At 61.7% G+C, this 12248-nt stretch carries 13 protein-coding genes and 1 tRNA gene; 4 read left to right on the forward strand and 10 right to left on the reverse strand.

Annotated features, from left to right (window positions below):
- From glmS to B015_RS0112235, 4 genes are all read right to left on the reverse strand, one after another.
- On the reverse strand, nt 1-1824 hold the full coding sequence (gene glmS / locus B015_RS0112220; RefSeq protein WP_018427981.1) for a glutamine--fructose-6-phosphate transaminase (isomerizing): 1824 nt from the start codon (nt 1822-1824) through the stop codon (nt 1-3).
- A 143-nt stretch (nt 1825-1967) separates the two neighbouring features.
- Nucleotides 1968-3338: a bifunctional UDP-N-acetylglucosamine diphosphorylase/glucosamine-1-phosphate N-acetyltransferase GlmU gene (glmU, locus tag B015_RS0112225; protein WP_018427982.1), complete on the reverse strand. Its 1371-nt coding sequence runs from the start codon at nt 3336-3338 to the stop codon at nt 1968-1970.
- Between the two features lie 95 nt (nt 3339-3433).
- A complete protein-coding gene (locus B015_RS0112230; protein WP_018427983.1) occupies nt 3434-4180 on the reverse strand; it encodes a cytochrome c biogenesis CcdA family protein in 747 nt (248 codons plus the stop codon).
- Between the two features lie 197 nt (nt 4181-4377).
- A complete protein-coding gene (locus B015_RS0112235; RefSeq protein ID WP_018427984.1) occupies nt 4378-4716 on the reverse strand; it encodes a hypothetical protein in 339 nt (112 codons plus the stop codon).
- Between the two features lie 221 nt (nt 4717-4937).
- Here B015_RS0112235 and B015_RS0112240 point away from each other — a divergent pair.
- From B015_RS0112240 to B015_RS0112255, 3 genes are all read left to right on the forward strand, one after another.
- Nucleotides 4938-5013, forward strand: a tRNA-Lys gene (locus tag B015_RS0112240).
- A 127-nt stretch (nt 5014-5140) separates the two neighbouring features.
- Complete coding sequence (locus B015_RS30780) at nt 5141-5665, forward strand: BA14K family protein (protein ID WP_040456188.1); 525 nt, start codon at nt 5141-5143, stop codon at nt 5663-5665.
- A gap of 186 nt (nt 5666-5851) precedes the next feature.
- Nucleotides 5852-6340, forward strand: coding sequence for a BA14K family protein (locus tag B015_RS0112255; RefSeq protein ID WP_018427987.1), 489 nt, complete (start codon nt 5852-5854; stop codon nt 6338-6340).
- Nucleotides 6341-6379: 39 nt separating this feature from the next.
- On the opposite strand, the gene B015_RS0112260 is transcribed toward B015_RS0112255, so the two are convergent.
- The 6 genes from B015_RS0112260 to B015_RS0112285 all read right to left on the reverse strand — a co-directional run bounded on the left by B015_RS0112260 (nt 6380) and on the right by B015_RS0112285 (nt 11624).
- The gene (locus B015_RS0112260; protein ID WP_018427988.1) at nt 6380-7150 is read right to left on the reverse strand and encodes a DeoR/GlpR family DNA-binding transcription regulator; all 771 of its coding nucleotides are present in this window, start codon (nt 7148-7150) and stop codon (nt 6380-6382) included.
- 105 nt (nt 7151-7255) lie between these two features.
- Nucleotides 7256-7987, reverse strand: a complete 732-nt coding sequence (locus B015_RS0112265) for a proteasome-type protease (RefSeq protein ID WP_018427989.1) — start codon at nt 7985-7987, stop codon at nt 7256-7258.
- 34 nt (nt 7988-8021) lie between these two features.
- Nucleotides 8022-8816: a transglutaminase family protein gene (locus B015_RS0112270; protein WP_026227200.1), complete on the reverse strand. Its 795-nt coding sequence runs from the start codon at nt 8814-8816 to the stop codon at nt 8022-8024.
- Between the two features lie 12 nt (nt 8817-8828).
- Complete coding sequence (locus tag B015_RS0112275) at nt 8829-9770, reverse strand: alpha-E domain-containing protein (protein ID WP_018427991.1); 942 nt, start codon at nt 9768-9770, stop codon at nt 8829-8831.
- 17 nt (nt 9771-9787) lie between these two features.
- Nucleotides 9788-11200, reverse strand: a complete 1413-nt coding sequence (locus B015_RS0112280) for a circularly permuted type 2 ATP-grasp protein (RefSeq protein WP_018427992.1) — start codon at nt 11198-11200, stop codon at nt 9788-9790.
- Between the two features lie 187 nt (nt 11201-11387).
- Nucleotides 11388-11624 carry an Lrp/AsnC family transcriptional regulator gene (locus B015_RS0112285; RefSeq protein WP_026227201.1) on the reverse strand — a complete coding sequence of 79 codons (237 nt, stop codon included), beginning with the start codon at nt 11622-11624 and terminating at the stop codon, nt 11388-11390.
- A gap of 182 nt (nt 11625-11806) precedes the next feature.
- On the opposite strand from B015_RS0112285, the gene B015_RS0112290 reads away from it, so the two are divergent.
- Entirely contained in the window at nt 11807-12220 is a 414-nt protein-coding gene (locus B015_RS0112290; protein WP_018427994.1) for a DUF4864 domain-containing protein, read from the forward strand.
- Nucleotides 12221-12248: the final 28 nt, after the last annotated feature.

The following is a 12248-nucleotide window of genomic DNA, read 5'->3' on the forward strand; positions in this document are numbered from 1 at the left end:
CTACTCCACCGTCACCGATTTCGCCAGGTTGCGCGGCTGGTCGACGTCGGTGCCCATGAACACGGCGGTGAAATAGGCCAGCATCTGGATCGGCAGCGCATAGATGATTGGCGCGATGAACTCGGGCACGTCGGGCAAAACGATGGTCTCCAGCGTCTTCACCGTTGCCTGCGCCGCACCCTTCTGGTCGGTGATCAGGATGATCTTGCCGCCGCGGGCCGCCACTTCCTGCATGTTCGACACCGTCTTTTCGAAGATGCGGTCATGCGGGGCGATGACGATGACCGGCATGTTCTCGTCGATCAGTGCGATCGGACCGTGCTTGAGCTCACCGGCGGCATAGCCTTCGGCGTGGATGTAGGAGATTTCCTTGAGCTTGAGCGCACCTTCCATGGCGAGCGGAAAATTGGTGTCGCGACCGAGATAAAGCACGTGCTTGTAGGAGGCGAGCTCGCGCGCCACCTTCTCGATCTGCTTGTCGAGCTTCAGCACCTGGGCGGCATAGCGCGGCGTCTCCGAGAGACTGCGCACCAGCGCCTTTTCTTCATCCGCTGATATTGTGCCGCGTTCCGAGGCGGCCCGGATGGCGAGCGAGGCGAGCACCGACAGCTGGCAGGTGAAGGCCTTGGTCGAAGCGACGCCGATCTCGGGCCCGGCCAGGGTCGGCATGGTCACGTCGGCTTCGCGCGCGATGGTCGATTCACGCACGTTGACGATGGCGCCGATCGGCACGCCCTGCTTGCGGCAGTAGCGCAGCGAGGCCAGCGTGTCGGCGGTCTCGCCCGACTGCGACACGAAGAAGGCAGCGCTGTTCTTGGAGATCGGCATTTCGCGATAGCGGAATTCCGAGGCGACGTCGATGTCGACTGGCAGGCGCGCATGGCGCTCGAACCAGTATTTTCCGACCAGTCCTGCGAGATAGGCGGTGCCGCAGGCCGAAACGGCGATGCGGTCGATGTCGGCGAAGCTGAACGGCAGGTCGAGCGGCTTCGAGGTGCCTTGCGTGAAGTCGAGGTAATGCGCCAACGTGTGCGAGATCACCTCGGGCTGTTCATGGATTTCCTTTTCCATGAAGTGCCGATGATTGCCCTTGTCGACCAGATAGCTGGTGCCGACCGACTGGCGGCGCGGACGCTCCACCGGCCTGGCATCCATGTCGTAGATCTGAAACTGCGTGCGACGCACCACCGCCCAGTCGCCATCCTCGAGATAGGTGATCGAGTTGGTGAACGGCGCCAGCGCAATGGCGTCCGATCCAAGGAACATCTCGCCTTCGCCGTGTCCGACGGCGAGCGGTGGGCCGTTGCGGGCGCCGACGATGAGGTCCTCGTCGCCCTTGAACATGATGGCGAGCGCAAAGGCGCCGTTGAGACGCTTCAGCGCGGCGTACGCCGCATCGACCGGATCCGCGCCTTTCGCCAACTCGCGTGCAATCAGATGCGCCACCACCTCGGTGTCGGTCTGCGACGTGAACTCGTAACCGTCGGCTGTAAGTTCCTGGCGCAGCTCGGCAAAATTCTCGATGATGCCGTTGTGGACGATCGCCACGCCTTCGGAGAAATGCGGGTGCGCATTGGTCTCGTTGGGAACGCCATGGGTGGCCCAGCGCGTGTGGCCGATGCCGATATTGCCGTCCAGCGGCACCGCCTTCAGCAGGCGTTCGAGATTGACGAGCTTGCCTTCGGCGCGACGGCGGGCGAGCTCACCATGTTCGATGGTGGCGACACCAGCGGAATCATAGCCGCGATACTCGAGACGCTTCAACGCGTCGACGATCAGCGGCGCAACCGGTGTCTGGCCGACAATACCAACGATTCCGCACATGGTGCGCCCCTCCTGTCCCACAAAACCCTGGCCGCCTTTTAGGCAGCCACAGGGTTCAGCGAAAATCACATTCCGTTTCGCTGCGTATCAGCCTTTCGGGCCGACAAGCGATGACAGGATTGCACGGCAGGATTGAAGCGAAGTTACTCTGCCGCCGATTTTTTCTTCGCGGCCGCCGCATCGGCAAAACGCTCGCGCAGCTCCTTGCCTTTGCCGGGCAGAGTCTTCTGCCGCGCGCGGCCAAAGGCCAACGAATCCTCCGGCACTTCGTCTGTTATGACGCTGCCCGAGGCGATGTAGGAGCGTGCACCGATGACGATCGGCGCCACCAGCGATGTGTTCGAGCCGACAAAGGCCCCCTCGCCGATGTCGGTAAAGAACTTTGAAAACCCGTCATAGTTGCAGGTGATCGTGCCGGCACCGATGTTGGCACCGGCACCGACGCGCGCATCGCCGATATAGGTCAGGTGGTTGACCTTGGCGCCCTTCTCGACCGTTGCCTTCTTCACCTCGCAGAAATTGCCCACCTTGGCCTTTTCGCGCAGATCCGCACCGGGCCTCAACCTGGCAAACGGCCCGACCTCGGCGCGTGGGCCGACGTCAGCGCCTTCGAGGTGGCTGAACGCATGGATCACGGCACCGTCGGCGACCTTGACGCCTGGGCCGAACCACACGCTCGGCTCGACCGTCACATCCGCGCCGATCTGCGTATCATGGGAGAAATAGACGGTTTCGGGCGCGATCAGCGTCGCACCTTCAAGCATCGCCCGGTGCCGGCGGCGCTTCTGCCAGACAGCCTCGCCCTCGGCCAGTTCCGCCCGGTTGTTGATGCCCAGCACGCTTTCAAAGCTCGCCTCGGTCGCAACGACCTTGAGGCCGGTTTTGTCGGCGATCTCGACGATGTCGGTGAGATAGAACTCACCCTTGGCATTGGCATTGCCGACCTGGTCGAGCAGCTTCAGCGCATCCTTGCCTGAAATCGCCATCAGCCCGGCATTGCAGAAGCCGATCTTTCGCTCCTCGTCGGTGCAGTCCTTGTCCTCGCGGATAGCGACCAGCCGGCCGTCCCTTTCGATCAGTCGGCCATAGCCGGCCGGGCTCGGCGGCCTGAAGCCGATGACCACGACGGCCGCACCATCGGCCAGCATGCCGCGCGCCCTGGCCAGCGATTCGGCCTCGACCAGCGGCGTGTCTCCGAACATGACCAGCAGGTCGTCATAGCCGCGCGCGATTGCCTGGCGCGCCGCCAGCACGGCGTGCGCCGTTCCCAGCCGCTCCTTCTGTTCGACCACTTCCGCTTTCGGCGCAAAACCCTCGGCGGCCTTCCGGACCTCGTCGCCGCCATGGCCGACGACCAGCGCGACTGCGTCCGAACCGGCAGCTTCCGCTGCCTTTGCCACATGCGCTACCAGCGGCAGACCGGCAATCTTGTGCAGCACCTTGGCCTGACTGCTCTTCATGCGCGTGCCTTCGCCGGCAGCAAGAATGATCGACAGGCAGGTTCTCGAGGTCATGGCGTCGTCCCGGTTGCAAACAAGCGGCTGGATTCGGCCACCTTTCTAGCATTGCCGGCTATCAGCTCCAATGCGGGCGCAATTTCGGCGCGATGTCAGCCGAGCTGGCCAAGAACGGGAAAGCGCTCGAGCAGCCAGTAAGAAGCGGTCTGGATGCCTCCGGTCAGGAACAGCACGCCAGCAACGACCAGAAGCCCGCCGATCGCCTTCTCGACCTTGCCGAGATGGACACGGAATTTGGAAAGGAACCGCATGAAGGCGCCGGAGAACATCGCAGCGATCAGGAACGGAATGCCGAGCCCGAGCGAATAGACGGCGAGCAGAAGCGCACCCTCGCCCACCGTTTCGCGGCCGCCTGCCAAAGTCAGAATCGGTCCTAGCACGGGGCCGATGCAGGGCGTCCAGCCAAAGGCGAAAGCAAGCCCCATCAGATAGGCCGCAAGGTTGCTCGCCGGCTTGCCCTGCGACTGGAAACGCGCCTCGCGCGACAGCATGGGAATGCGCAACACACCGAGGAAATTGAGGCCCATCAGGATGATCAGCACACCTGCAGCCATGGCCAGCGGCTCCTGCCAGGTGCGCAGCAGCTGGCCGATGGTCGAAGCGCCGGCGCCTAACGATACGAACACGGTGGTGAAGCCGAGCACGAAGGAGGCGGAGGCTGCAAGCAGCGCGCCGCGCGCCCGCGAAACCGTGGCCACGCCGCCGTCGGCCTTGAAATCATCGACCGAGACGCCAGCCATGTAGCAGAGATAGGGCGGCACCAGCGGCAAGACGCAAGGCGACAGGAACGACAGGGCGCCCGCCCCCAATGCGCTGAGATAGCCGATATCCAATGCCATGCTGTGCTGCTCCGTGGTCTTGCACGCGCCGTCATAGCGGCACGCACAGCAGTGCACCAATCACCATTGCGTGGCATTTCGGCGCGCTATCAACCCGGCAATGCCGGCGAAAGGCCGTTTGTCGTGCGGGCCGGCATCGCGGCCCGAACACGTTTTCGTTAGCGGCGCGCCGCCGGCCGCGAATCCCCGGCCCGGAATTACTCGTGGATCGTGTATTCGCCCAGCTCGCAGAGGTTCTGCTTGTCGGTCGTGGTGTCGAGCGACGAGCCTTCCTCGAATTCGAAACGCATGTCGTATTCGCAGACACTGCGGCCGTCGGCGATGGTAATCTGCATGCTCTCGCCTGCTCCCAGCGTGTCGCGGCCGAAAATGTCGTCTTCCCACTGGTCGACGCCAACAGGCGAGGCATAGAAATTCGTCAGGACCGAGCTGGTGCCGTTCTTGAGCGTAAAGACGAGGTCTTCCGCTTGTGCCACGGCAGGAAGAGCCGATAACGCCAGAACCGAAGCAACGGCGAGTTTCAAAACAATATGCATTTATGAATTTCCATATCGATGCGGGCCCGATATTGGGCACCACGATTTAGCAGCGGCCCATGACGCCAGCAATATCATCCACAGGTAATATTGCCTGCATCCCGGGCTCCTGCACGCCCCACACGATAGACGACCTATGGAGAGCGCTTTTTTCCGGTTGACCGGCCGGGGCACTCTCCCTATGTTCCGCCGCAATTTCGGGGTCGCCGCGCGGCCTACGGGAGCGCGTAGCTCAGCCGGTAGAGCAACTGACTTTTAATCAGTAGGTCCAGGGTTCGAATCCCTGCGCGCTCACCACCTGTTCTCTCATTCTTATGTGCAGGCGACGGTTCACGACACCGCGAGCGCTGTACCGTTCAGGAACAATCGCAGCTTCACTGACGTTTATTAGCATATGCTAACTTAACCTCATGAGGAGGCGATCATGAGCAAGGTCACATCAGGTTTGATGGCATTGGCCATCTTGGCTTCATTTGGCATGGCGACAGCTGCCCCAGCCGCCGCTGCGCATTTCTCCGGCATGTCGCATTTTTCCGGTGGAGGTCCGATGTGGATCCCGCATGGCCACCCGATGGCTATGCACATGGATCGAGGAATGCGATTCGAACCACGCGGCTTCCGCGATCGTGACGTCTTCATGCGCCACGATTTCGTGCGGCATGACGACCGTTTCGCTGGCCGTCGCTTTGTCCAGGACCGCGATTTCTTCTTCCGTCATCATCGTCACTTCCGCGACGACGACTTCTTCTTCCCCGGCGCCTTTTTGGCCGGAGCAGTGATCGGAAGCTCCCTCTATGACGAAGGCCCGACCTATACCTACGCCACGCCCGCCTATGGCGACGCCCATACGCAGTGGTGCTACGACCACTACCGGTCGTATCGGGCCTACGACAATACTTACCAGCCTTATGGCGGCCCGCGTCAGCAGTGCTATTCGCCCTTTGGCTAAGCCAGCAGCATCAAGCCCCGCGTTTCCACAAGCGCGGGGCTTTGCCTGTCTCTGCACTATCCGCCCGTTCCGCACGACTTCATCGATACTGCACTTGGCAGTGCTCATTCAGCCTGAATACGGAACATTCCTTCGCGAAGATCGTTTGACTCCTCAGCCCGGACATCAACCCATCAGGAGACGATCATGAACAAGGTGCTTTCTGGATTCGTGGCGACGGCACTTGCCGCGTCATTTGCGTTCGGCGCAGCACTGCCTGCTGCGGCGGCTCCGGCATTCGTTCCCAAGGCGCCCCAAGCTTCGGCTGACATGCAGCAGATTCAGTATGACAACAACTGGCGCCGCCATCGGCCAATGCGCATGGAGCGTCCCGGTATAAACCCGCGCTTTGTCCGCCGCGGCGACGCCTATTATTTCAATGGGCATCGCGGCTATCGCGACTACCGCCCGGGCTATCGCCGCTACAATGACTGGTGGTTCCCTGCCGGCGCCTTCATAGCCGGCGCCATCATCGGCGGCGCGCTCAACCAGCCTCCGCCCCCGCGCTACGTGACGCCAGCCTACGGCAATTCACATGTGCAGTGGTGCTACAACCGCTACCGTTCGTACCGGGCGTCCGACAATACTTTCCAGCCCTACAACGGCCCGCGTCAGCAGTGCTATTCGCCCTATTGAGCCGTTTCAGCCAGGCTGACGACAAAAGCCCGCGTTCACCTACGCGGGCTTTTTTGTTTCGATGAGCTGGACGTCCGATTCGGCGCAGATCTTGCGGATACTGGGGATGTCGCAGTGATCGGTGATGAAAGTGTCCATCTGTGACAGATGGGCAATGCGCACCGGCGCTGTGCGTTCGAACTTCGTCCGGTCCGACACCAGGATCACATGCCGCGCATTGGCGATGATCGCCTGCGCCACCTTGACCTCGCGGAAGTCGAAATCGAGCAGCGCCCCGTCATGATCGATAGCCGATGCGCCGATGACCGCATAGTCGACTTTGAACTGGCGGATGAAATCGACGGCCGCCTCGCCGACGATGCCACCGTCCGAGCCACGCACCACGCCACCCGCGATCACCACCTCCATGTCGGGATAGACCCTCATCCGGTTGGCGACGTTGATGTTGTTGGTGATGACCATCAGCCCCTTGTGGTCGAGCAGCGCCTTACCCACGGCTTCTGTCGTGGTGCCGATGTTGACGAACAGCGACGCGTTGTCGGGGATGATACGTGCCGCCGCCTGGCCGATCGCGTCCTTCTCGTCGGCCGCGATCTTGCGCCGTGCCTCATATTCGAGGTTCTCGATACCGGAGGGAAACAGCGCGCCCCCATGGATGCGGCTCAATAGGCGCTGGTCGCAGAGATCGTTGAGGTCCTTGCGGATGGTCTGCGGCGTCACCTGAAAATGCGCGGCCAAATCGTCGACAAGCACCCGCCCATTGTCCTTGGCCAATTGGACGATTTCCGACTGGCGCGGCGAAAGATACATTTCAACGTTCCCCTGAGTTCGTTTTTACAAACGATAGGGGAATACGAAAGCAGTGAAAAGCCATTTCGAAAGCGGCACCGAAAGCACGCGCCCTTCAACGCGAGCCTAGTCCGGAAAGTCCGGCAGGCTCTGGAACGCGACCTTGAGCGCGTTCGACCAACCGTCCGAGATCGTCTTGTAATAGGGATCATCGGCGCCGATGCGCTTCTTCAGGCCCGCCTTCAGCGCATCCTTCTCATAGAACTGCAGATCGAGCGGCAGGCCGACCGACAGGTTCGATTTCAGCGTCGAATCGAAAGACACCATCAGAAGCTTCACTGTCTCGGCAAAGCTCATCTCACGGTCATAGGCGCGCACGATGATCGGCTTGCCATACTTGGTCTCGCCGATCTGGAAGAACGGCGTGTCGTCGGTCGATTCGATGAAATTGCCTTCGGGATAGATCATGAACAGCCTGGGTTCGCTGCCCTTGATCTGGCCACCGAGGATGAAGGAGGCATTGAAGCTCGAGTCCGCCGTCTGGCCCGCAGGCGCCGAATGCGCAATGACCTCCTTGACCACGCTGCCCACCAGACAGGCGGTCTGATACATCGAGGGCGTCTCGAACAGCGTCGGCGCGCGCTCGGAAACTGCCTTCGTGCGCTCGTCAAGCAGGCTGACCACGGCCTGCGTGGTGGCGAGATTGCCCGCCGACATAAGCACGATCACGCGCTCGCCCGGCTTTTCCCACACCTTCATCTTGCGGAACGTCGAGATGCTGTCGATGCCGGCATTGGTGCGGGTGTCCGACATGAACACCAATCCGCGATCAATCTTGAGGCCGACGCAATAAGTCATCTGTTCCAGTCCAAAGGCGAGCTTTTCCCGGGGATTACTGCTCTACCGTGATGTGGACTGCAAGCCGCTCCTGCGCCTGACCGACGAGAATGCCCGAAATCGGCATCGCCTCGCGGTAGTCGCGGCCCACCGCCACGCGCACATAGCGCTGGTCCGGCGAAATGCCGTTGGCCGCATCGAAGCCGACCCAGCCGAGGCCGTTGACATAGGCCTCTGCCCAGGCATGTGTCGCCGCCTGCTCGACCCGGTCGTTCATCATCAAATAGCCGCTGACATAGCGCGCCGGAAAGCCGAACAGCCGGGCTGCGGCCGCAAATATGTGGGCATGGTCCTGGCAGACGCCGGTGCCCTTGTTCAGCGCTTGCTCGGCGGTCGTGCCTGTGTCGGTCGTACCGGGCACATAGGCGACGCGTTTGCGGATCTCGGCCATAAGCCGATGCAGCCGCTCGAGCTCGCCGCCCTCGCCCGGATCAGCAGCCAGCGCCTTGATCGCTGGCCCCGGCGCTGTCAGCGGCGTCTCGTGTTGGAACAGCCAAAGCGGCGCAAAGCCTCGGTGCGGACCTGAGACGCCTGATACCTCATTGGTCTCCACCTCACCCACGGCCACGACACTGATCGTATGCGGATCCCCGTCGATGGACAAAAGCCGCGTGTCGTTGCCGAACTGGTCGAGGAAGCGCACCTCTTCGCGGGCACCTTCCACCTGCAGGGTCCAGGTCAGTATGGTCTGCGCCGGCCCACTAGCCGGCCAAAGCCTGATGCGCTGCAGGCCGTAGCGGATCGGCTGGTCGTAGTTGTATTCCGTGCGATGCGAAACCTTGAGCCGCATGGCCATACCCGCTCAATAGAAGCCGAAATCCTGGGCTACCTGGTCGCCCAGTCTGTTGTTGTCGCGGATGAAGTCGGCCAGGAACTCGTGCAGCCCGCCCTCGAACACATCCTTGATCTCGGTTCCGCGCAGCCGCGCATAGATTCGGTCGGAAAGATCGTTGCTTTCGTGCCTTGCGCTGTAGTCCTCGGAGAGGAATTTCAGGTGTTCGGCGATGAAGCGGTAGCTGAAGGTCAGTGAGCGCGGCATGCGCACATTGAGGATCAGGTACTCGGCGATGTTGGTCGGCTTGTATTCGGCTTCGTAGACCCAGCGATAGGAGCGGTGTGCCGCCACCGAGCGCAGGATCGATTCCCACTGGTAGTTGTCGAGCGACGACCCCACCCACGAGATCGACGGCAGCAGCACGTAATATTTGACGTCGAGGATGCGCGCCGTGTTGTCGGCTCGTTCGACATAGGTTCCGAGCTGGGCGAAGTCGAAAATCTCGTTGCGCAGCATGGTGCCGTAGAACGAGCCGCGGATCAGCGCCGTCTCACGCTTGATGGCATCGAGCACGCTGGGCAGCTCGCGCTGGTCGATCGGGGTGGCCAGCATGCGCTTCAGTGACATCCAGGCCTCGTTGATACTCTCCCACGTCTCGCGCGTCAGCGCCGTGCGCACCATGCGGGCGTTGTTGCGGGCCGTCTCGATCGCCGCCACCGCGCTCGAAGGGTTGGACATGTCGCGCAGCAGGAAATCGGCGACATTTTCGGCCGTGTAGTCGCTGTGCTTGGCAGAAAACGAATCGGCCGCTCCCGCCGACAGCAGCACCGAGTTCCATTCCTCCGATGCATCCTGGCTGCGCGTCAGCGCCATACGCAGCCCGGCATCGATCAGCCGGGCCATGTTCTCAGTCCGCTCGATGTAGCGGTTCATCCAGTAGAGGCCGTTGGCGGTGCGTCCCAGAAGCATGAAGTCTCTGTGTCCCCCTAGTCGTCCAAAACCCAGGTGTCTTTGGTTCCACCGCCTTGAGATGAATTCACCACAAGCGAACCTTCCTTGAGCGCAACCCGTGTCAGGCCGCCCGGCACAATGCGGATGCGATCTGACACCAGCACGAACGGCCTGAGGTCAACGTGGCGTGGCGCCAGCCCCTTCTCGGTCATCACAGGGCATGTCGACAGCGACAGCGTCGGCTGGGCGATGTAGTTCGATGGCCGAGCTGCGAGCTTCTTTGAAAACTCCTCGCGCTCCTTCTTGGACGCGGCGGGCCCGACCAGCATGCCGTAGCCGCCCGAGCCATGCACCTCCTTTACCACCAGTTCGGCGAGGTGCTCCTGCACATATTTCAGGCTGTCCGGTTCAGAGCAGCGCCATGTCGGGATGTTGCCGAGGATCGGCTTGCGACCGGTGTAGAACTCGATGATCTCGGGCATGTAGGAATAGATCGCCTTGTCGTCGGCAATGCCGGTGCCCGGCGCGTTGGCGATGGTGATGTTGCCGGCGCGGTAGACGTCCATGATGCCGGGCACGCCGAGTGCTGAATCCGGCTTGAAGGTCAGCGGATCGAGATAGGCGTCGTCGACACGGCGATAGAGCACGTCGATCTGCTTGTAGCCTTCGGTCGTGCGCATCGCTACACGCCCGTCGATCACGCGCAAATCCTGCCCCTCGACAAGCTGCACACCCATCTGGTCGGCCAAAAACGCGTGTTCGAAGTAGGCCGAATTGAAACTTCCCGGCGTCAGCACCGCTATTGTCGGCGCGCCGCTCACCCCGTTCGGCCGCACGGCCGACAGCGACTGCCTGAGCAGTTGCGGATAGTTCTCGACCGGCTGCACCTTGATGCGCTGGAACAGCTCGGGAAACAGCTGCAGCATCGTCTCGCGGTTCTCCAGCATGTAGGAGACCCCAGACGGGGTGCGCGCATTGTCCTCGAGCACATAGAACTCGTTTTCGGAAATGCGCACGATATCGACGCCGATGATATGGGTGTAGACGCCGGCGGGCGGCCTCACCCCGATCATCTCGGGCAGGAATGCCTCGTTGGTGGCGATCAGCTCGCGCGGCACGCGCCCGGCTCGAAGAATTTCCTGGCGGTGGTAAATGTCGTCGAGAAAGGCGTTGAGCGCCTGGACGCGCTGCTCAATGCCTTGCGTCAGCCTGCGCCATTCATTGCCCGAGATGATGCGCGGCACGATGTCGAACGGGATCAGTCGTTCGGAGGCCTCCTGCTCGCCATAGACGGCGAAGGTGATGCCGGTCTTGCGGAACACCCGTTCGGCATCATGCATCTTTTCGGTAAGTCGAGCGGGGTCCTGGTTTTTCAGCCAGCCGTCATACGCTTCGTAGGGCCGTCTCAACCCGGCATCGGCCGGGAGCATTTCGTCGAATGCAACCACAGATGAACTCCCCTCTGAGGTCAGTGAAATGACCTGAAGGGAGAAAATCAAGCGCAATCGCCCATTTGGCGCGCAGCCGGCTCAATTTCAGCGAAAATGCCCGCCGCTTCGGCAGCAAGCCGGCTTTTTGGGCGTATTGCTGCCCGTTTCCGGCTCAGCAACCCGGGCCCGCCTTTAGAGGCGCGCCCTAGAATGCCCGGAATGTGACCGTGGTGAACGTGTCCTTGATGTTGCCGATGGCATGGACTCGCTCGTTGACGAAATGGCCGACATCGGTTTCGTCGTCGACGTAGAACTTCGCCAAGAGATCGTAGTTGCCGGCAGTCGAATAAATCTCCGAGGCGATCTCGGCGTCGGCGAGCGCGCTCGCCACCTCATAGGCCTTGCCGAGTTCGCATTTGATCTGCACGAAAAAGGTCTTCATCGCACCGTCCCGTCCGGGCTTGTCGTTATCTGCGGCCTTGTCGCAGAACGCGCCCGCGCTTTCAAGCCGGCCCGGCCCTTCCGGCACAAACGCACAAGGCCTGAAACCGCTGGGGTCTCGGCTGCGTATGTTACAATGAAAACAGGGACGGTCCCATGCCGTCACCAAGGGGAGACTTGCAGATGCACCGCGCAGCAGCCCTTCTCGTGGGCCTGGTCCTGACCTTTCCGGCCTTTGCCGGCGATGCCGACGTCAAGTCTGCACAGGACAGCATTTCGGCCCAGCTCCAGGCCTTTCGCACCGGCGACAATGCAGCTGCCTATGGCTACGCCGCCCCCAATGTGAAGCGTATCTTTCCCACGCTCGACATCTTCATGGGCATGGTATCGGGCGGCTACAAACCCGTCTACCGCGCGCAAAGCTTTGCTTTCGGCAAGTCGAAAGAAATGAGCCCGACCTCGATCGTCCAGCAGGTCATGATTGTCGGTCCCGACGGCAAGGATTACGAGGCCGTATACACGCTCGAACTCCAGCCCGACGGCGTCTGGCGCATCACAGGCGTCAGCCTGCGCGCGTCTAACTCGCTCAGCACCTGACTTGGGCAATCCGAACCGAACAACCGAA

The sequence above is a fragment of the Hoeflea sp. 108 genome (assembly GCF_000372965.1).
Classification (GTDB): domain Bacteria; phylum Pseudomonadota; class Alphaproteobacteria; order Rhizobiales; family Rhizobiaceae; genus Aminobacter.